At 41.4% G+C, this 19,671-nt stretch carries 18 protein-coding genes; 10 read left to right on the top strand and 8 right to left on the bottom strand.

From position 1 onward, the window contains the following. The first annotated feature begins 19 nt into the window (after positions 1-19). From GLO7428_RS08120 to GLO7428_RS08145, 6 genes are all read left to right on the top strand, one after another. Entirely contained in the window at positions 20-2,992 is a 2,973-nt protein-coding gene (locus GLO7428_RS08120) for a type I secretion system permease/ATPase (protein WP_015188082.1), read from the top strand. Next, positions 2,989-4,425, top strand: a complete 1,437-nt coding sequence (locus GLO7428_RS08125; RefSeq protein WP_015188083.1) for an HlyD family efflux transporter periplasmic adaptor subunit — start codon at positions 2,989-2,991, stop codon at positions 4,423-4,425. The genes GLO7428_RS08120 and GLO7428_RS08125 overlap by 4 nt, the downstream gene beginning before the upstream one ends. Before the next feature lie 376 nt (positions 4,426-4,801). After that, positions 4,802-5,659: a prolipoprotein diacylglyceryl transferase gene (lgt, locus tag GLO7428_RS08130; protein ID WP_015188084.1), complete on the top strand. Its 858-nt coding sequence runs from the start codon at positions 4,802-4,804 to the stop codon at positions 5,657-5,659. A gap of 36 nt (positions 5,660-5,695) precedes the next feature. Then, entirely contained in the window at positions 5,696-6,484 is a 789-nt protein-coding gene (cobM, locus tag GLO7428_RS08135; RefSeq protein WP_015188085.1) for a precorrin-4 C(11)-methyltransferase, read from the top strand. Positions 6,485-6,601: 117 nt separating this feature from the next. Next, positions 6,602-7,081 carry a flavin reductase family protein gene (locus GLO7428_RS08140; RefSeq protein WP_015188086.1) on the top strand — a complete coding sequence of 160 codons (480 nt, stop codon included), beginning with the start codon at positions 6,602-6,604 and terminating at the stop codon, positions 7,079-7,081. A gap of 176 nt (positions 7,082-7,257) precedes the next feature. Further along, positions 7,258-7,611 carry a phenylpyruvate tautomerase MIF-related protein gene (locus tag GLO7428_RS08145; RefSeq protein ID WP_015188087.1) on the top strand — a complete coding sequence of 118 codons (354 nt, stop codon included), beginning with the start codon at positions 7,258-7,260 and terminating at the stop codon, positions 7,609-7,611. Between the two features lie 8 nt (positions 7,612-7,619). Here GLO7428_RS08145 and GLO7428_RS08150 read toward each other — a convergent pair whose 3' ends face one another. Genes GLO7428_RS08150 through GLO7428_RS08155 form a run of 3 tightly spaced genes read right to left on the bottom strand, consistent with a single transcriptional unit; the run spans position 7,620 to position 9,383 of the window. Further along, a complete protein-coding gene (locus tag GLO7428_RS08150; protein ID WP_155823617.1) occupies positions 7,620-8,186 on the bottom strand; it encodes a flagellar motor protein in 567 nt (188 codons plus the stop codon). After that, positions 8,158-8,352, bottom strand: coding sequence for a tubulin-like doman-containing protein (locus GLO7428_RS26550; protein ID WP_081588055.1), 195 nt, complete (start codon positions 8,350-8,352; stop codon positions 8,158-8,160). Before GLO7428_RS26550 ends, GLO7428_RS08150 begins: the two co-directional genes overlap by 29 nt. 23 nt (positions 8,353-8,375) lie before the next feature. Further along, positions 8,376-9,383: a hypothetical protein gene (locus GLO7428_RS08155; RefSeq protein WP_015188089.1), complete on the bottom strand. Its 1,008-nt coding sequence runs from the start codon at positions 9,381-9,383 to the stop codon at positions 8,376-8,378. Positions 9,384-10,060: 677 nt separating this feature from the next. Between GLO7428_RS08155 and dnaN the strand changes: the two genes are divergently transcribed. Then, a complete protein-coding gene (gene dnaN, locus GLO7428_RS08160; protein ID WP_015188090.1) occupies positions 10,061-11,200 on the top strand; it encodes a DNA polymerase III subunit beta in 1,140 nt (379 codons plus the stop codon). A gap of 8 nt (positions 11,201-11,208) precedes the next feature. On the opposite strand, the gene GLO7428_RS08165 is transcribed toward dnaN, so the two are convergent. From GLO7428_RS08165 to GLO7428_RS08175, 3 genes are all read right to left on the bottom strand, one after another. Then, positions 11,209-12,030, bottom strand: coding sequence for an SAM-dependent methyltransferase (locus tag GLO7428_RS08165; RefSeq protein ID WP_015188091.1), 822 nt, complete (start codon positions 12,028-12,030; stop codon positions 11,209-11,211). Positions 12,031-12,404: 374 nt separating this feature from the next. After that, positions 12,405-13,592 (bottom strand): TRC40/GET3/ArsA family transport-energizing ATPase, encoded by a 1,188-nt coding sequence (locus GLO7428_RS08170; RefSeq protein ID WP_015188093.1) that lies wholly within the window; start codon positions 13,590-13,592, stop codon positions 12,405-12,407. A 43-nt stretch (positions 13,593-13,635) separates the two neighbouring features. After that, positions 13,636-14,025, bottom strand: coding sequence for a DUF2358 domain-containing protein (locus GLO7428_RS08175; RefSeq protein WP_015188094.1), 390 nt, complete (start codon positions 14,023-14,025; stop codon positions 13,636-13,638). A gap of 474 nt (positions 14,026-14,499) precedes the next feature. On the opposite strand from GLO7428_RS08175, the gene GLO7428_RS08180 reads away from it, so the two are divergent. Both GLO7428_RS08180 and GLO7428_RS08185 read left to right on the top strand, forming a co-directional pair. Further along, positions 14,500-14,967 (top strand): hypothetical protein, encoded by a 468-nt coding sequence (locus GLO7428_RS08180; protein ID WP_015188095.1) that lies wholly within the window; start codon positions 14,500-14,502, stop codon positions 14,965-14,967. Positions 14,968-15,036: 69 nt separating this feature from the next. After that, positions 15,037-15,567, top strand: coding sequence for a hypothetical protein (locus GLO7428_RS08185; RefSeq protein ID WP_015188096.1), 531 nt, complete (start codon positions 15,037-15,039; stop codon positions 15,565-15,567). A gap of 141 nt (positions 15,568-15,708) precedes the next feature. On the opposite strand, the gene GLO7428_RS08190 is transcribed toward GLO7428_RS08185, so the two are convergent. Beyond that, the gene (locus tag GLO7428_RS08190) at positions 15,709-16,275 is read right to left on the bottom strand and encodes a hypothetical protein (protein ID WP_015188097.1); all 567 of its coding nucleotides are present in this window, start codon (positions 16,273-16,275) and stop codon (positions 15,709-15,711) included. Between the two features lie 76 nt (positions 16,276-16,351). Then, positions 16,352-17,605 carry a DUF4912 domain-containing protein gene (locus GLO7428_RS08195; protein WP_015188098.1) on the bottom strand — a complete coding sequence of 418 codons (1,254 nt, stop codon included), beginning with the start codon at positions 17,603-17,605 and terminating at the stop codon, positions 16,352-16,354. Positions 17,606-18,167: 562 nt separating this feature from the next. On the opposite strand from GLO7428_RS08195, the gene GLO7428_RS08200 reads away from it, so the two are divergent. Further along, complete coding sequence (locus GLO7428_RS08200; protein WP_015188099.1) at positions 18,168-19,556, top strand: cobyrinate a,c-diamide synthase; 1,389 nt, start codon at positions 18,168-18,170, stop codon at positions 19,554-19,556. The last annotated feature ends 115 nt before the right edge of the window (positions 19,557-19,671 follow it).

A 19,671-nucleotide genomic window follows, 5' to 3' on the forward strand; every position in this document is an offset into this window, starting at 1 on the left:
GCATATGAATTTATAGTCTATGACTCAAAGCATTCCTCTGGCTCCAATTCGAGATTTCTTGGCACAAACTCCCCCGTTTGACCAGCTATCAACAGAGGTTATAGAAACGATTACCGCGAAATGCCAACTGATGCGCTATCGCGTCGGGCAATCAATTCTTGTTCGAGAAAAAATGCCTGCGCAGGTCGCCATCATCTATCAAGGACAAGCACGGTTATTAGGCTACGACCAGCGATCGCGTACCCCAGTCAGCTTAGAATTACTAGGCACAGGCAGAATTTTAGGAGCAAATTCTATAGTACGCGGCATTCCCTGTGAAACTGCGATCGCTTCAACTGAAGTTATTTGTATTACAATACCATCTCAAAATTTCTTAGACTTGCTCAGTTCAGAACCAATTCTAGAACAAGCTTTTCACAATAGTTGTAGCTTGAGTGAAGTTTTTGAGTTATTAAGTGTCGAACTCCAACGCAGCGCTAACGAAACTCCCAATTTAAAAGAGTTAGCCACCGCAGCGTGGCAAGATGCCGTTGTCCGCAACATCCCCAAAGGCAAACTCAATCTTGCACAACTTGACGCGGATCGCGTATGGTTAGTCAGTAGTGGGACAATTTCAGATTTTCCCGTCGGTAGTCGTTTACCTGTTGATGGTTCCTCGCAAGTGATTCGCGTTGAGAACACGCGTTTACTGGGACTTTTTATCCGCGAACAAATCAACACCGTTGATGCAATTTTGCCGAGTGCTACCCAGGAACTCACGAGTTTTAGTGTACCTCCTCTGGAAACAATTCCTTACGCGCCCGACCATCCACCCGAAGCACCACCCGATCCTTACGCTGCTAAACCGAAATACCCACTCGTACGCGCTAGAGGTACAATTGACGCCCCTCTAGCGTGTTTTCAGATGTTGAGTCAGTCGCTTGGACTCACGTTTCGTAAAGATTTAATTCGCAAAGTTTTAGAAAATCAATACAAAAGCGCCGGAAATATTTCGCTGCAAGCGTGTGGTGCGATCGCCGAGATGATGGGTTTACGCGCGCAGTTAGTGCAAGTATCTGCAACTGCGATCAATCGCCTCAAAGCCCCTGCATTAATCCGCTACGCTGATAGTTTTGCCGTTATCTACAGCATTACGGAAAAAGAACTAGTTCTCGCCATTCCAGAAAGTGGAATTTTGCGAAAAAGTCCCCAAGGTTTCGCCGAAATTTGGGGAAAAGAAGGACAAGTACTACTTCTACAAGCGCCCAGTCATCAAGTTAAAGAAAAGTTTAGCCTGCGCTGGTTTTTACCATCACTTTATCGCTATCGTAAAGTTTTAATCGAAGTTTTAGTCGCCTCACTTTTTGTTCAGCTTTTCGGTTTAGCCAATCCACTCATTACCCAAGTTATTATTGATAAAGTTTTAGTACAGCGCAGTATTGATACTTTAGATGTTTTAGGTATTTTTCTACTTGGAGTCGCTGTATTTGAGGCATTATTAACGAGCGTTAGAACATATTTATTTGTTGATACAACCAACCGTATTGACCTTAGTTTAGGCTCGGAAGTTATCGATCACTTATTACGCCTACCGCTTAAATATTTCGATCGCCGCAGAATAGGAGAATTAGCAGGACGAATTAACGAACTTGAAAATATTCGCCAATTTTTAACAGGGACAGCATTAACTGTTGTATTAGATGCCGTATTTTCGGTAATTTACGTTGCCGTCATGCTATTTTATAGCTGGCTGCTTACCCTCGTGACTTTAGTTACAATCCCGTTATTTGCCTTACTGACAATATTTGTCTCACCCATCGTTCGCCGACAACTGCATAAAAAAGCTGAAAAGTATGCAGATACGCAGTCTTATTTAGTAGAGGTTTTATCGGGAATTCAAACAGTCAAAGCGCAAAATATTGAATTGAAATCGCGCTGGCAGTGGCAAGAACGCTATGCCAAATATATCACTGCTGGTTTTCAAAACGTTCTCACGTTTAGTACTGCAAGTTCAATCAGCGGCTTTTTAAATAAATTTACAGGCTTACTTTTACTGTGGGTAGGTGCGCATCTTGTTTTAGCAAATCAACTGACATTAGGACAATTAATCGCCTTTCGGATCATTGCAGGTTACGTCACAAGTCCTTTATTAAGACTGATTCAACTGTGGCAAAACTTTCAAGAAACCGCCTTGTCAATTGAACGACTCAGCGATGTTTTAGATGCACCGCAAGAAGTCGATGAAACGAATCGGGATAATATTCCCATGCCAGAAATTAAAGGCGATGTGCATTATGATGCGGTGTCATTTGGGTTTAATAGTAATGGTCCGTTGCAATTAATTAATGTCAACCTAGAAATTCCTGCTGGTTCTTTTGTGGGAATCGTCGGGCAAAGCGGTTCGGGTAAAAGTACTCTAGCTAAATTATTGCAGAGATTATACGAACCCACCTCCGGTAGAATTCAGATTGATCGTTACGACATTAGTAAAGTTGAACTTTATTCGTTGCGGCGACAAATTGGCGTCGTTTTACAAGATACGTTGCTATTTAATGGTACTGTTCAGGAAAATATCGCCTTAACAAATCCTGAAGCAAGTTCTGAAGAAATTATTGCTGCTGCAAAAATCGCAGTGGCGCATGATTTTATTATGTCTTTGCCGCAAGGATATAACACTGTGGTGGGCGAACGCGGTTCTTCATTATCCGGCGGACAACGCCAACGAATTGCGATCGCGCGTACCGTCTTACAAAATCCTAAACTACTGATCTTAGATGAAGCAACGAGTGCTTTAGACTACAATTCCGAGCGGCAAGTGTGCAACAACTTAAACGAAGCGTTTCAAGGTAGAACCGTATTCTTTATTACGCACCGCCTTTCTACCGTAAGAAATGCCGATACAATCGTCGTCATGGATCAAGGTTCAATTGTCGAGCAAGGAACGCACCAAGAATTAATGGCACTCAAAGGACGGTACTACTGTCTTTATCAACAACAGGAGTCGCAGCTATGAAGTCAGAATCGATCGAACAACCAGTCATTTTAGAACAGCCAGCAGTATGGTCACGAGTCGTCATGTGGTTACTTGTGTCGGTGACGACTTCGGCGTTTATCTGGGCTTCAGTCGCCAAAATTGAACAAGCCGTACCTGCAACCGGTAAACTCGAACCGCAAGGATCGACAAAAGAAATTAAAGCCCCATCTGGTGGCGTTGTCCGCGAAATTTATGTTCAAGATGGGCAGTTAGTTAAAAAAGGAGAACTATTAGTCACATTCGATCCCACCGCACCACAAGCAGATGTGCGATCGCTCATTCAGTTAAAAGCTTCCTTATTACGCGAAAATCAATTTTATACAACCGCCGCCGCCGGTAATAACTTAGATAATTCATCAGACTTCGCGACACTAACGCGATTGCGCGCCGCTTTAGTTGCAGAAAATGACTTTTTAAAAGCCCAAGTTAATGGTTTTAATCCTAACAAGCCAATAGAAGGCGAATTTGATGCTAACCAACAACAATTACTAGCAAGTGCAAGAGCCGAATATCGTTCGCGTGTAGCCGATGCCTATCTTGAAATTAAAGAATTAGAAAAACAACTGAGTCAAACGCGATCGCAACTAGAAACCGCTAAAAAAGTCACTGCAATCAATCAAGGAATTCTTGATAAAATTGCACCTGTCGCCGAAGAAGGTGGATTATCGCAAGTACAATACCAACGCCAACAACAAGAAGTTTTAACACGCCAATCTGAAGTAGATCGTCTAGAAAGTGAACAGCAAAGACTATCAATTCAAATCGCTCAAGCACGAGAGCAGTTACAAAATACCGTTGCGCTGACTGCAAAAGATATTTTAACTAAAATCGCAGATAATCAGAAAAAAATTGCGGAAATTGATACTCAACTTGGGCGAAACAAAATAGAAAACGAAAAACGAATTGCAGAAATTGATGGACAACTCAGTAAAGCAAATCAAAGCTTGCAATATCAAGAACTGCGATCGCCTGTGGATGGAATTGTTTTTGATTTGCAAGCAAAATCGCAAGGATTTGTAGCAAATTCTGCTGAGCCAATCCTAAAAATTGTGCCAAACGAGAACTTAGTAGCTTCTGTATATCTAACAAATAAAGATATCGGTTTTGTGTATCCAGGTATGGAAACTGACGTTAAAATTGAATCTTTTCCAGAATCAGAATTTGGTAGTATCAAGGGCAAATTAATCTGGATTGGCTCAGATGCTTTACCACCTACACAAGAGCGCCCTTATTATGCCTTTCCTGCCAAAATTCAACTAGAACGCCAAGCTTTAAATATTAATGGAAAAGAAGTGCCACTACAATCAGGCATGAGTGTTAATAGTAGTATTAAAGTGCGTAAAAGAACAGTTTTAAGTATGTTTATGAATATGTTTGATAAGAAGATTAAGAGTTTAGAAACAGTTAGATAAAAAGAAGGGGTAGGAGGAAAAGCTATGCCTCTCGAATCTACCCCCAATTCTAGTAGGGCTGTTTCATTGTCACTGAAGGAAAACAAGGTCGAATTAGGTTAGCCAAGTGTCGCATAGCGGTTGAAATCGAATCAAAGCCGCAGTGTCGAGCAACGGTAATGCCATCCGCTCGACCACAATTGAATGAACGTAACCCGCGCGACTTGCTGAATTAACAGTAAAACAGGGCGATAGACTTATACCACCTCACAAAATGACAACTACAAGTAGTTTTCCTCTGCTTCCTCTGCTCCTCAACGTAATTTCTACTTATCTAGCTCCCAACCCCTAGCCCCTCGTATGATGATCTGGTAACGATCATTTCTGGGTGTTGCTAATGTCACTAGCTTCCGATTTACTAGCGCAGTTTGCTTCTCCAGGTCCCATTTTCATCAATATTGGACCAATTACAATCCGCTGGTATGGTTTACTCATCGCTTCGGCTGTATTAATTGGAATCACGCTTTCGCAGTATCTTGCGAAACAGCGCAAAGTTAATCCAGATTTAATCGGTGACTTGGCAATTTGGTTAGTCATTGGGGCAATACCTGCCGCGCGTTTGTACTATGTTTTGTTTGAGTGGTCAGAGTACGCGCAGAATCCTGAGCAAATTATTGCGATTTGGCAAGGAGGAATTGCGATTCACGGAGCAATTATTGGTGGTTTGCTTGCAGCACTGATTTTCGCACGTATCCGGCGAGTTTCGTTTTGGCAGTTAGCCGATTTAGTCGCTCCCTCACTGATTTTAGGACAAGCGATCGGGCGTTGGGGCAACTTTTTCAACTCCGAAGCTTTTGGGAATCCGACAAATTTACCTTGGAGATTGTATATCCCTCCCGAAATGCGTCCGCCAGAATTTGCAAATTTTGCTTATTTCCATCCCACCTTTTTATACGAATCGCTGTGGAATTTGATGGTGTTTGCGTTGTTGATCGCTTTATTCGTGAGAGATGTACAAGGTAAACAGCGTTTAAAAACTGGCACACTATTTCTTGTTTATCTCGTTGCTTATAGCTTAGGACGCGTTTGGATCGAAGGATTACGTACTGATAGTTTAATGCTCGGACCACTACGCATTGCTCAGGTAGTAAGTTTAACAGGAATCGCGATCGGATTAGTAGGCTTGGTATGGCTGTACGTATACAATCGTGCTTTACCTGATGTGGTAGAAGAAGGGGTAAGGGGTGAGGGGTGAGAGAGTAAGATTAATAGTCTACACTCACTTTTACTAATGACTAACTCAACATCACTATTACCGAAAGTTTATCTTGTAGGCGCGGGTCCAGGAGATCCGGATCTCTTGACGATTAAAGCACAAAAGATTCTCGCGCAAGCGGATGCGATCTTATTTGCCGATTCGCTGGTTCCACGCGAAATTTTACAATATTGTCGCTCGGATGCCGAAATAATTAGGACGGCGAATAAGACTTTAGAGGATATTCTACCTGTGATGGTGGAACGCGTGCGATCGCATAAATCAGTCGTACGACTTCAATCAGGCGATCCGAGTCTCTATAGTGCGATCCACGAACAAATGCAAGCCTTAGCAGAAGCTGATATTCCCTTCGAGGTGATTCCTGGAATTAGTGCTTTTCAAGCTGCGGCCGCTAAACTCAATGTTGAGCTTACAATTCCTGGAGGTGTACAAACCATTATCCTTGGTCGGATTAGTGGACGCACAGAAGTTCCCGCAACCGAAGAATTATCCTCACTGGCAGCGCATCAAGCAAGTCTTTGCTTATATCTCAGTGCGCGTCACGTAGACAAAGCCCAAAACCAACTTCTCGAACACTACCCAGGACACACCCCAGTCGCAATTTGCTTCCGCGTTGGTTGGTCAGATGAGAAAATTGTGCTGACAACGTTAGCGGAAATGGCAAAAGTGACTCAAGCAGAAAACTTAATTCGCACCACACTCTACATCATTAGCCCCGCCCTCACAGCAACCGCCGCCCGTTCTCGCTTATACCACCCCGAACACTCTCACCTATTTCGCCCACAGCGATCCACAGCATCTTAAATTAAACTTCTCCATTATTCTTCTCTTTGATTCCTAGCCTTTGGCAACCCCTTTGGGGAATGTGTCTTTGTGATTCGTTAAACTTAGCGATGTAGCAATCCAATAGGAGAACAACCCTTGTTAGACGAACAAGCCAAAAAAACCATGCTGCGGAAAATTCCTCACGGCTTATACATCTGTGGCGTCAAAGATGGAGAAGAAGTCAATGGCTTTACTGCTAGCTGGTTAATGCAAGCTTCCTTCAAACCGCCTTTAGTTGTTAATTGTGTTAAACAAGATTCCAAATCCCACGCCATGATTAAAAATAGCGGGGTGTTTGCTATCAGCTTCCTAGATGATTCCCAAAAGGAAGTCGCCCAAAAATTTTTTCAACCGCAGCGCCGTGTTGGTAACAAATTTGAAGATGTAGAATTTTACATCGGCGAAACTGGATGTCCAATTATTTCTGATAGTCTTGGCTACATCGAATGTCAAGTTGTTGATGCCGTAGAAAAAGGCGACCATACTGTTTATATAGGTGAAGTGATTGCTGCGGGTGTTCACCGTGAAGGTAATTCTCTCAGGCTAGAAACCACAGGTTGGAACTATGGTGGATAAATAGGAGTTTGGCTACAGCAGGCGTCTTGCCTGCTTGTCATTGTTCGAGATACTCTATGTTGTGAAACATATTTTTTAATAAACCACAGAGGCGCAGAGAACACAGAGCAAGAATTTAAAAAAGGCTTTTTTATGAATAATTTCAGCTTACTTTATATGTTATTATTAGGGTGAATATGCCTTTGATCAAAGTTCAAACTTCTGTAGCTAATGTTGAGAAATCTGATGCTGAAGCTTTATTGAAAAGTCTTTCTTCAGCATTAGCAAAACATTTGGGTAAACCCGAATCTTATGTAATGACTGCTTTGGAATCTGGAATTCCGATGACTTTTGCTGGTACGCTTGACCCAGTTTGCTATATCGAAATTAAAAGTGTTGGTACGATGAAACCAGAGCAAACTAAAGCAATGAGTCAAGATTTTTGTCAAAAGATTAATCAAGCTTTGGGTATTGATAAAAATCGAGTCTACATTGAATTTGCCGACGCGAAAGGTTATATGTGGGGCTGGAATGGTTCTACGTTTGGTTAATCGTTGTATCACTTTACTTTAATCGGCTCGCCTGGGCGAGTAAAACGAATTTCAATACGTCGCCGTGTTGCATCTGGCTTACGATTGACTGATGCAAAATTCCCATCGGGTAAAATTAGCTGTGCGGCTGAATAAGCTCTAAATTTTAAGCCTTTCAGCTGTCCTTTAGATTGCAGATCGTGCAAAATTCTTACAACTGCTAAAGCACGCATCAATCCAAGATCGGCATTAGACCCTGCTTTGAGTTGACTTACAGGTATACTTGCATTAGCAACTTTCTCTAAGTTTTGGTCTAAGTTATTGGTGGCATTACCGTTGCCTTGACCGTCAGTATGACCGATAATTTCTACAACGTTAATTTGATATTCTTTTGTGTTACGCTCAATTTCTGGAACAATTTTATTTTTGATATATGCATTCATAGCTGGTGGAATTTCCGCACTTCCCGAAGCGAATCTATAAGCGCCTTCGTCTTCAATCACAAGTATGGGAGGAGGGCTTTTGGGAGTTTGAATTTCTGCTACTTCAGTTTGAGCGATCGCACTTTTAATAATAGCTAGTAATAAAAACAACATAGCTATCATAATCTTGAAAACATAAATCAACACCTTGATAAATCTTTCCTGTACGCAAGCTAACAGATTGTGTTGTTTCTTTGTCTGTATCAATATGAATAAAACTAACAACTGGTAACTTATCTAAACTTTTATAGCGATCGACAATGAGTTTGCGAACACGCATCAAAACTTCTTTACCAGTACCGCCTAGACCGATACAAATAGTACGATTGATTCCTTTGAACCAGGATAATCTATTTCATCAATACAATTAGAATCAGTTTGCCCGATAGCTAAAGCTTTTACAGGTAATAAAGGACGACATTCTTTTTCATATTTGTCTAAATCTACAGAGACTGAAATCTGGCATTTACAACGTAATTTCAGGAGGTATTCTCTTAATAAAGAAGTAGAAAATAATCCTAAAATAGTTAGGGCAAGAGGTAGCCATAGTTGTCCTATCAAGTAAGAATTAACTTTACAAAATTCTTTGTTGTTTGGAGCAATTGTGCAAAACTCTTGTACAGTCGGTTCTATATCAACAACAGCTAATTTATATCGTTGAGATGCTGAGTTTTCAATTGTTAGCTCTCTTTTATTTAAAGGTAAAATATTGAGCCATGCTTGTCGTTCTTTACTTTGAGAAGAATCTGCTACTCGAAAAGGACTATTGGCCGGTGTTTCAATCCAATCATTTCCCGATTTTGCTAATAAAGGAGCATCGGTCATCCAAACAACTGATTGTGCTTTAATCGGATGATTTTGTTGAAGACGATTTTGATTAAGCTGAGCTAAGCCTTGATATATAGTAAGTTCTGCTTGTTGAATATCTGTGTTTTGTAACTGTAAATCTGCTGCTAGTGGAATTTTCTGAATAACCTTATCAAAATTTTCTTTATGGCTACTAAATTCGATCGGTATTCCTAAAGGATATAAATCATATGAGCTTTGTAATGGAACGACTTCAACCGCGAAAGGAACAATGTATACTGAATCTCCTAGTTTTAAACTATCCTCAATAATTTGTTGTAATCGAATACGACCTTCATCATTAATGCCTACACTGTCAGTTAAATCAATTGCTAATACTACATCGCGTTTTCCATGAATACGTGCAACTAATCCTAAAGCTGTTTGTTGCTGAGAGCTTAGTATTTTTCCTGGAGTAACTTTTGTATTCGTAGATAATGATGAAATACGCTCAAACACAAACATATTTTCAACAAATAGTTATTGACAATAAGTGGGTTTAATTTTAATTGATTGAGAGAAGGATTAGTTAGTAAAAAATATAGCTTTAAATAGAAATTGCAGTTTTGATTTAGTCTAATCGAAATTTATTTTCCTGTATAAGCGCCATCTTACTGATCATCTTATAAATTCAATTGATAATTGAATTTGAGTTCAGTAATATCACTGTAGAGACTGATTAGATTCTTTTAGTAAGATATCGTCTTGATACTGAATCAAAGTTGAAAATCCAAAATTGTAAGTAGTATTTCTCTGAACTCGTTTAAGCTTAAAATTAGCTTAAAAAAAATTTAAGGAAAGATTGCCTTGTGAAAAACTTGTAAATTTCTGGGGAAAACTTTGGGAAAATCTGTGGAAAACTAAACAGGTTGAGGAAAAAAATATAACTAAGTATAAATACTTTGTGAAAAACTTGGGACTTTTTCCACAAGTTTTCCACAAGCTCAAATCTCCAGAATGAAGGCAGGTAAAGTTTTTTTCGACTTTTTCCACAATTTCCACAGCCCCTACTACTACTGTAGAAAAGAATAAATATATTCGTAGTAGATAGATTGCAGCAAATGTCAAAAGCAAGTGTTAGGATAGTTCCTCTAAGCTGAATTTGACCAAAACGCGATCGCAAGCAACTGCTGGATACATCAATGAAATTCGTTTGCAACCAAAGTGATATCAGTACAAACTTGTCACTCGTAAGTCGGGCGGTTCCTTCACGTCCTACGCATCCAATTTTGGCAAACGTTCTCTTAACCGCAGATGCACAACAAGGACAGGTGAGTTTGACTGCGTTCGATCTTAGCTTAGGAATTCGGACTAGCTTTGCTGCACAAGTCGAAACTGGCGGAGAAATTGCCCTTCCAGCAAAGTTACTCAATGACATTATCTCTCGAATGCCACAAGGAGAATTGACGATTGATGATGAAGGCGACACGCCGTTAAGCGCGACGATCGCATCGACTTCGGGAAAATATCAAGTGCGGGGTATGGGAGTTGAAGAATTTCCCGAATTACCTGTTGTCGAAGGTGAAACGATTTATCTTCCAGCAGAAGCTTTAACCGAAGGGCTACGCGGTTCTTTGTTTGCAACAAGTGCGGATGAAACGAAACAAATATTATCTGGACTGCATTTGACTTTAGAACAAGATACTCTAGAATTTGCGGCTACAGATGGTCATCGTTTGGCAGTTGTACAAACAATCAACGAAACCGCCCCTGTGGAGACTGATCCAACGCGATTAGAGGTGACAGTACCAGCAAAAGCTTTGCGCGAACTAGAACGGATGCTAGGAATGCGCGATCAAGGTGAATCATTGGCATTGTACTGCGATCGCGGACAAATTGTTTTTGAATGGGAAAATCAAAGGCTTACCAGCCGCACTTTAGAAGGGCAATATCCGGCTTATCGTCAACTGATTCCCCGTCAATTTGAAATTCAAGTCACACTCGAACGCAAATATTTACTCAGTGCGATCGAACGAATTGCAGTTTTAGCAGATCAGAAAAATAATATTGTTAAGTTTACGCTTGATAGTTCAAAACAAGAATTAGCTTTGTCGGTTGATGCACAAGATATTGGTAGTGGTAGAGAATCAATGTCTGCACAAATTTCTGGCGATAGTATTGATATTGCCTTTAATATTAAATATCTAGTTGATGGCTTGAAAGCACTTCCTAGTTCAGAAATTCAAATGCAGATTAATACGCCAACAAGCCCAGTGATTTTAACGCCTTTGGGTGGTGTAAAAATGACTTACTTGATTATGCCAGTGCAAATTAGGACTTAAGTAGTAAATTAACTATATTGATGAAATTTCTGCGCGGTAACAAGAAACACCCGTTCGACATTGGGAACGTCGCGGGGTGGTAATTTACGAGTATAACGCCCAAAATGTGCGCCTTCATCTCCAGGTTGAATAACTTTTGCTTTCCACCCACAGTTTGCTAGTAACTCTTCTGGATTGTCAAATCCAGAACGCCAATATCCTTGAAAACTACTGTCTGTGGTTGATTGTATTGCTTTAGTATTAATAACGTCTAAACCAAGCCAACTTCCGGCTACCGCTAGTTGTGAGACTGTTGTCAGCAAAGTATGTACTTGAGGTAAATCCAAGTACATCAATAAGCCTTCGATTAACCATACAGAAGGTAAATCAGTACGATAGCCTTGATCTAATAATAAGTGCGACCAAGGTTGCGTTAGATCTGCGGCGATCGCGTACCGTTCGCAATTAGGTTTTACATCTTTAAGTACAGCGTTTTTATAATGAAGAACTTCAAGTCGATCGAGTTCGTATACTTTAGTATTTGCTAGCCAAGGAAGCCGATACGCTCGCGTATCCATTCCTGATGCTAAAATGACAACTTGAGGAAGTTGTTTGGCTAATAGAAAATCATCAAAAAATCGCGTGCGAACAACGACATAAGGTCTTCCGTCTTGTTCAGGTTGAATTTTTCTTTGTGCTAGAAAGGCGAATGCATCAGTACCCGCAAGCTGAGTTGCAAATGGATCGTTAAAAATGCGATCGCATCGTGCGGTTTCTTGCGATCGCATTGCTGCTGTTAGTCTTGCAGATAGCGATACAAACGCCTTTGAATCAAGCTGTTGTTGCGTCATTTTTGCTCCTGTACGCATTTATGCAACTGAATGTGTCACTTGCACATCACTACACGAAGCTGACGCGCTTTTCCGGTTAGGAGTTAATCTTGAATGTTTAGGCGATCGCCCTTTGGCAAAATTTGCCCCCTCTCATACCATTTCACTTTAAATTTGCTACAAATGGGTAGCAGAGGAAGCAGAGGTGCAGAGGGAGAAATTAACTGTAGTTCTTACTTTAGTGAAATAGTATCAGTCTCCCCCAAAATTGGGAGAGAAGAAGCAACAGATTGACAGACGTTAGAAGATCAACGTCTAACTTATACAAAAAGTCTGTAATACTAAATTGTAGCCAGTCTGCGAAGGCAGACTCTATTTAGCTACAACTTTAGTTGCTAAGCCCTGACACCATCAGCAAAACGAATCTTCAAATAATCATCCTCCATCTTTGCACCTGCTGGTTGTAATGCGGCTAGAGCTTGCGGTAATACTAAGTTACGCCGATGATTACCAATAGTGATATTCAACTCATCGCCAGTTTTACTCAGTTGAATATTGTCTTTAGCAATTCCTGGTAAATACAGTTCTAAGGTGTACTGATTGTTATCTTGAACAACGCGTACCGTTGTTTCTTTGTAATAAACTTGCGTCGGATCTTCGTCTTTATAAAGCGTATCTTTGAGTCGCTCTAAAGCTGCTAAACCGCACATTTCCTCAGAATATAAAGGAACTTCTTTTACAGGTAGCGGACGGAAATTTTCATGAATTTCTTGGCGATATTGCTGTTGATTTTCCTTCCATCTTTGAAAGAAAGGATCTTGAACTTCTTCAGGAATAATCCGATTTGCAACAACTAAATCTGTTGCTACATTATACAAACTTAAATAAGCATGAGCGCGTAGCGATTCTTTTAATACCATTTTTTCTGGATTCGTTACCAAGCGCACCGAAGTTTGCATATTATCCGTTAATACTTTTTCTAATGCTTCGATTTGCTCGTAAAATTCATACGGCGCATCCATCACTTCTTTATCAGGCAAAGAAAATCCTGCGATCGGTCGAAATAAAGGCTCTACAAGCGGTCTCAACGCTACAGACATCTTTTGTAATGGCTTGTAAAAACGTCGCATATACCAGCCGCTAACTTCGGGTAAACTTAATAAACGCAAAGCAGTACCAGTCGGAGCCGAGTCAATAATTAAGACATCAAACTCGCCTTCGTCGTAATGGCGCTTCATGCGTACCAATCCGAAAATTTCATCCATTCCAGGCAAAATAGCAAGTTCTTCAGCTTGTACGCCGTCAAGTCCCCGCGCTTGTAAAACTTGAGTAATGTAACGCTTAACGGCTCCCCAGTTGCCTTCTAATTCTAATAATGCGTCTAATTCTGCTCCCCAAAGGTTTGGGCGGACTTGTCGCGGATCGTGTCCGAGTTCTAAGTCAAAACTATCTGCAAGTGAATGTGCTGGATCGGTACTTAAAACGAGTGTGCGATAGCCTAACTCTGCGCAACGAAGTCCAGTAGCCGCAGCAACAGAGGTTTTTCCGACTCCTCCTTTGCCTGTCATCAGAATTACACGCATGAATACTTTTGTCCTGTCTAAGCAATGTTTATATTTCTTTACTCTATCTATTCTTGGTAGGAAATAGGTGCTGTTTAATCACGTCGAGGCGCGAACATTTCCAATAATCGACATGAGAAGTAATAATGTCCTGTTGATTAACACGCAACTCACTCCAACCAGGAATCGCAATGCGTGGCTTCCAGGGTACAGGAGTGTTCCAGCTTAAAGTCCACTCGGTTTTGATCGTGTCTCCTTCGCGACGGATATCATGTAAGTCCATTTTGGGCGCAATGAACCATGTTTCGATAAAACCGATCATGGCTTTGTAGCGCTCGACACCACGAAATTCGTTTAACGGATCTTTGAAGTACACATCTTGCGCGTAGATGCTGTATGTCTGATTCGCGGGGAACCTTTGGTAGTCTTCTTTAAGGGTTTCAACAATATCCATTAGTGAGTTTCAACAGTTTTAATATCAAGATGCTTTTGAGTTTAAGAGTTTATTAGTATTACCTTCCTTTATCTACCGGAGTAAATCAGGCATTGCTGAATTCAGTATGATATTGCCCCCCGCTGTAGCAACTGGCGTGCAAGTGGCGTGGATTTAGGGGGCAGCAAACGGTTGATGATTTCAAAAATTTATTCCTCATTCAGCAACGCCGTAAATCAGATATCAAGGAAAAGTGCATATATTGAGTATTTATACTTATCTACGACTCTTTTTTTTGCTCAAGTGCTTCCAGCAGTACTGAGTTTTCCTTTAACTTTATGTTTACAACATACTCTCAAAAAACTGTCTTTTGCCACTAGTTTGTAGTACTTTGGGGTCTTGACATCAGTGTAAATCCTTACTTGTATGTAAAAAAAGTACTAAGAAGCAAGATTGTATCTTTACTGACTCAGTAATTTGACTGATACTAAGGTCATGCAGATAACAACTGCACCACCTAATACGCAACTATCAAAAGAGGTATTTATGTTGAAAAAATTCGCTGTAGTTCTACCCACATTAGCTGTAGCCCTTTCCCCTATCGCTGCCTTTGCTGGCGAAGTTGGAGTTTCCAACAAATATACTGACGGCTGGAGCAATGGTTATAGCCATATTAATATTGAATCTCTCGAAATTCGTAAAGGTTTTGAAGGTTCTTTTGCTTATGCTGATAAGGACTATCATAGCTACAGTGTAGAGGGAACCAATACTTGGGACTATAGCAATCCGTATAAGCCAGTATTCACCTATTCCGGCGATAGCTCTTTTGAGAACGTCAATGCTACTTCTGGTTATATCAGTGCTGGTACGTACCACGTAGAGAATTCGGCTAAAGGTTACACCACCAGCAACTTTGGTAATACGAGCTACGAACACAGAACCACTGCTTTCACCAACTTCTAACTAGCTAAAAGTAGTAGAAGAAGATCCGAGGTGCACCTCGGACTTTCTTTTTGATAATTAGGAGGACAAATGAAGCGTTATATTTATCTGTGTACAGTGGCAATACTGCTACTGTCAAATCCGGTATTGGCTAGTAACAAACAAACACAATCTGGAACGCATACGAGCAAAGATGCCAAAAGCAGCTTTCAGCTTGATAATGCTCAAAACAACAATGCTGAAACTTCTCAAACCAATACTGGCTCTGTGCAGAATGTAGGAATTCTGAATCAAACTATTGGCGAGTATAACTTTGGTCCAGGAATTAGCTGTAGCACACCTAGTGTTGCACTTAATGGCTACATGAGTTCGCTAAGTAGAGAGCGTGAGGTATATGGTGCTACATTCTCTTTGATGATTCCTTTAGGAGGAAAAGTAGGAGGAAATTGTCGCCGTCTTACAGATGAAATTGTAAAACAACGTCGTCTAGATACTAGTTTGACTCTGGTTAAGACTTGCGTTGATTTCAGCACCAGGGGAGTTAGAATCGACCCTAAGATTCATCCTGAGTTAGCAGCAGCGTGTATTGGTGTTTCCGCACCAGCAGCAAAACTTGAGTAATTGAGTAAGAAGTATTGAGTATTAGGTTGTTCCTGAATTGATGTCAATGTCAATTAAGTAAACCACATTTATTTCGTTGGTATAAGTTAGAACAACAAAATTTTTAATTGAAAAGCAGGAAAAATCACTAATCTTCTATTCTTACTCAACTTCTTGCCACAAGCGTTCTAGCTGTCGCCGCCATGCTGTTAACGTTTCCTCGCGTGACTGCGCTCCTTGTTCCATATCGCCTAAAATTCCTTCTTCGTAAAAGCGATCGAGATTTTGCAGCGTTGCTTCGAGAGTCAATCCTTGCTGTTTTGCTGCAAAGATGATTTGACGCATTCGACTTTCGACTAATTGTGAAAATACATCATTGAGTCCGGCTTGGTATAGCGAAACCAAACGCGCGATCGCATCTGCTAAATCAGCCCTCACCAAACTTTCCGTTCTGTGCTGAAATACACCCCAAACAACACCTTGTTGCAGCGCGTAGCGCACTTCTTGGGTATCATCAAAATTGGCAGCCAACAATTGTTCTATAAAAGGTTGTGCCGCTTCAGCAGACATAATTGGTAGTAAAAGCCGCAACCACGATTGATCGTCAGATAAAAGTACCAACAAACGGAATTCAGAAGTTTCAACTTGCCACGAACCAGGCGCGATCGCTTGTACCGTTGCTGGCTCAAAAATTTCCGTAAGCGTACTTGCAATTTCTTCAGGTGTCATAATCTTTAGCGAAAAGAAACCCCCGACAATTGTCGAGGGATTTTGTAATCTATTTATCAGTGTGGCAGATAATGCTTTAAGCAAACCACTCTGGAACCGCTTCTTCTTTTGTATTCGTATTCCGTGATGGCGTTTCGCGCGTGAACTTCATATGAATTGAGCGTGTTTGTTCGCCGTCAGCGGCTACCGCCATAATCGGATAGTCGATTAAACCATCCTGGAAGGACATCTGGAAGCGGAATGTACCATCAGGATTAAGCTTGATCGGACGTCCGCCAATCGTTACAGTAGCATCCGGTTCGGTTGCACCATAAACAATCAACTCGGCATCTGCGATTAACCAGAACTGACGCGGGCGCATCGGAATTGCCGAAGCCGAGAAGCCAGCACCCGACATCCCAACACCGGACATTCCTACACCCGACATTGTTGGTACAGCCCACATACCCATTCCAGAGGCAGTGACATACGAGCTAATTGACTCTACACCAACCATCTGCGCAGAACCTGGTACTTGCTGCATTGAGCCATAGAGCGAACCTGCCACTCTTTGCGCTTCAACACCTTGAGCCATACCGAAGATCTCATCGTAGATCGGATTGCTGTCGTGTTGAACTCCAGCGGTTGCCATGCGCTTAGCTGGTGGTACAAGTTCGTAGACAGTTTTACTGCGTAGATCTTCTTCAAAGCTGACAGTAATGAAATGGTCTTCAATCCAGTCGCTAGGGTAAACAGGCGGTACGTGAACAGGTGCAGAACGTGCTAAAACTAACCAACGACCATCAGCACAGCGATAACCAATATCGACAACGTAGTCGCGATCGCTGACAGGAATTGGTAAATACCATTCTCGCGCTAACTCATCGCAAGGATATTCTTGAATGCTGTGGGGACTTTGGTAATCGATGTTAATGTCTGTAACGTCATAAATGCGCAGTGCTAGCTGTTGTCCGCCTTGTTTGCGCAAGTCTTCTTTATGATCGTTGGGGATATCCCAGTACGTGTATGCCCATTGAGGATCGCGAGGCAGTAACACAATCCGACTTTCGCCATAACCATCAGGTAATTCGGCTAAACCTTCATCTACATCAGCTAAGGAGCCACCTGTACGGTCATCTTGACCTAATTCAAATTTAGCTGCTTCCACTGCTTCTTGTGCCTCCAGTGTACGAGTTGGAACAACAGAAACTTTTGTGCGCTCGATTTGTTGAATTGCCGCTAGCAGTTGCGCCTTCCGCATTCGGCTATAACGCGAGACACCGTATTCACTGGCAACTCTTCTGAGTTGCCGCAAGGTCATCTCATCTAAAGGTGGGCGTTCTTTAGCCATGAATTTTGTCTCCGGTAATTTGAATCAATTATTCTGTTGCCGGACAAAAACTCCGTTCTGTCGGTGACATCCAGTGCCTGAATGACTGCAATCAAGTTTGACTGGTGAGGGCATCTGAATGTTTTGTTATGCATTTAGCTTCTTGAACGGCTCTTGTTGGTACATCCTTGCCAATCCACGTATGCCAAAAAAACAGCATTTTTTCGGGATCGTGGGGATCGCTGGTTAATAACTATTTAGCCGCAAATCTTTCCCAGGGATCAAGGGGGAACCAAGGGAGCTTTGAGTAATTCTACGCATCAATCAGCATTTCGGGGATCGCAATGTCATGAATCTATAACAAAAAGACAAAGATGGCTCTTTATTTGTCATGAAAATTTGACAAACAAGCTTAAATGCCTGGGTTCCTTAATTTTCGGCTTTTCTTAATTGGCGCATATAAAATAACTCATAGGAGTACTCAAGCTTCTATTTGTTTTTCTCCAATCTTTAGCCGTTCGTTACTATTTCACTCAATGAGAACTACATATCGTTTCTCCTCTGCGTCCCTTTTTTACTTTAAATGGCATTAATTATCGCTGGAGAACGTAGTGGCGTTGGTAAAACGACAGTCACGCTGATGTTGCTTGCTTATCTAAGCCAGCGACTACAGGTGCAATCTTTCAAGGTTGGACCTGATTACATTGACCCGATGTTTCATCAGTATGTAACAAAACGCCCCTGCCGAAATTTAGATTTGATATTGACTAATGACGCTTATGTAAAGCAGTCCTTCAAACATCACAGTCAAGGTGTTGATTGTGCGGTGGTAGAAGGCGTTATGGGATTATTTGATGGTGCTACGGGTATTGATGACACAGCAAGTACAGCACACATTGCACGGTTATTAGAGTTACCAGTTTTACTTGTCATTGACTGTAGTCGGTTATCGCGATCTGTAGCGGCAATCGCTCACGGTTATCGTTCGTTCGATCCACGAGTCAAAATTGCGGGGGTTGTGCTAAATCGCGTTGGTAGCGATCGCCATTTGCAACTTTTAAAAGAAGCACTAGAATCAATACAGTTACCAATTCTTGGTATATTACGTCGTTCAGATGATTTAACAATTCCCGATCGTCACTTAGGTTTAGTTCCCACCGCAGAAATGACGCAACTCGATCAATTGATCGATAAATTTGCACAACTTGGAGAAACCTGTTTTGACTGGGAACAGCTATTACCACTTTTAAAACGAGTGAGTGGCTTTAGCGTAACGACAGAAGATGAAGAAAAGATCGCAAGTGCTACCCATAGTACTTCACTCAGAATAGCAGTGGCACGCGATCGCGCTTTTAGTTTCTACTACCCAGATAATCTAGAAATTCTGGCTCAACTGGGTGCAGAGATCGTTTATTGGAGTCCATTAACTGATCCTGACTTACCAGAAAACATTCACGGATTATATTTAGGTGGCGGCTTTCCTGAAGTATTTGCCCAACAACTAGCGGAAAACAAATCAGCACGAGTAGCAGTAAAAAAAGCGATTGAGCAAGGAATGCCTACATATGCCGAATGTGGTGGGTTAATGTATTTGTCGCAGGCGATCGTCGATTTTGAGCGAAAATCTTGGTCAATGGTAGGCATCATTCCGGCAACAGCAATTATGGATTCTCGCTTAACACTCGGTTATCGCCGAGCCAATGTATTGCAAAGTCCACTTATAGCAACGGGAACAGCAGTATGGGGACACGAGTTTCATCGATCGCGGCTCAATCAAACATCTACAGCGCCTTTATATGAATTGCAAGGATACAACTCCAGCTTTAGAACCTTGGAAGGATGGCAGGCATATCAAGTTCATACATCTTACCTTCACCTTCATTTTGGCGGGAATATCAAAATTCCTCAGCAGTTTTTACAACGCTGTCTCCAGTTTCGTGAATCTCAAGTTAGTACGCTAAATAAAAAATGATACAGATCGCTCCCGTTCTCCTACCGCTTCAACGATAGGATAAATAGTTACTTTTGCATATGAGGATGATTTTTCAGATCACTACTTTGAAATGACAGTAGTAGGATTGCTAAAT

Origin of the sequence: Gloeocapsa sp. PCC 7428, assembly GCF_000317555.1 — a bacterium.
Taxonomy (GTDB): domain Bacteria; phylum Cyanobacteriota; class Cyanobacteriia; order Cyanobacteriales; family Chroococcidiopsidaceae; genus Chroogloeocystis.

What these genes read in the sequence shown, in the direction of transcription:
- GLO7428_RS08120 (WP_015188082.1), top strand. Translation starts at nt 20, where the DNA reads ATGACTCAAAGCATTCCTCTGGCTCCAATTCGAGATTTCTTGGCACAA.
- GLO7428_RS08125 (WP_015188083.1), top strand. Translation starts at nt 2,989, where the DNA reads ATGAAGTCAGAATCGATCGAACAACCAGTCATTTTAGAACAGCCAGCA.
- lgt (WP_015188084.1), top strand. Translation starts at nt 4,802, where the DNA reads ATGTCACTAGCTTCCGATTTACTAGCGCAGTTTGCTTCTCCAGGTCCC.
- cobM (WP_015188085.1), top strand. Translation starts at nt 5,696, where the DNA reads ATGACTAACTCAACATCACTATTACCGAAAGTTTATCTTGTAGGCGCG.
- GLO7428_RS08145 (WP_015188087.1), top strand. Translation starts at nt 7,258, where the DNA reads ATGCCTTTGATCAAAGTTCAAACTTCTGTAGCTAATGTTGAGAAATCT.
- GLO7428_RS08150 (WP_155823617.1), bottom strand. Translation starts at nt 8,186, where the DNA reads ATGTTGTTTTTATTACTAGCTATTATTAAAAGTGCGATCGCTCAAACT.
- GLO7428_RS26550 (WP_081588055.1), bottom strand. Translation starts at nt 8,352, where the DNA reads ATGCGTGTTCGCAAACTCATTGTCGATCGCTATAAAAGTTTAGATAAG.
- GLO7428_RS08155 (WP_015188089.1), bottom strand. Translation starts at nt 9,383, where the DNA reads ATGTTTGTGTTTGAGCGTATTTCATCATTATCTACGAATACAAAAGTT.
- dnaN (WP_015188090.1), top strand. Translation starts at nt 10,061, where the DNA reads ATGAAATTCGTTTGCAACCAAAGTGATATCAGTACAAACTTGTCACTC.
- GLO7428_RS08165 (WP_015188091.1), bottom strand. Translation starts at nt 12,030, where the DNA reads ATGACGCAACAACAGCTTGATTCAAAGGCGTTTGTATCGCTATCTGCA.
- GLO7428_RS08170 (WP_015188093.1), bottom strand. Translation starts at nt 13,592, where the DNA reads ATGCGTGTAATTCTGATGACAGGCAAAGGAGGAGTCGGAAAAACCTCT.
- GLO7428_RS08175 (WP_015188094.1), bottom strand. Translation starts at nt 14,025, where the DNA reads ATGGATATTGTTGAAACCCTTAAAGAAGACTACCAAAGGTTCCCCGCG.
- GLO7428_RS08180 (WP_015188095.1), top strand. Translation starts at nt 14,500, where the DNA reads ATGCAGATAACAACTGCACCACCTAATACGCAACTATCAAAAGAGGTA.
- GLO7428_RS08185 (WP_015188096.1), top strand. Translation starts at nt 15,037, where the DNA reads ATGAAGCGTTATATTTATCTGTGTACAGTGGCAATACTGCTACTGTCA.
- GLO7428_RS08190 (WP_015188097.1), bottom strand. Translation starts at nt 16,275, where the DNA reads ATGACACCTGAAGAAATTGCAAGTACGCTTACGGAAATTTTTGAGCCA.
- GLO7428_RS08195 (WP_015188098.1), bottom strand. Translation starts at nt 17,605, where the DNA reads ATGGCTAAAGAACGCCCACCTTTAGATGAGATGACCTTGCGGCAACTC.
- GLO7428_RS08200 (WP_015188099.1), top strand. Translation starts at nt 18,168, where the DNA reads ATGGCATTAATTATCGCTGGAGAACGTAGTGGCGTTGGTAAAACGACA.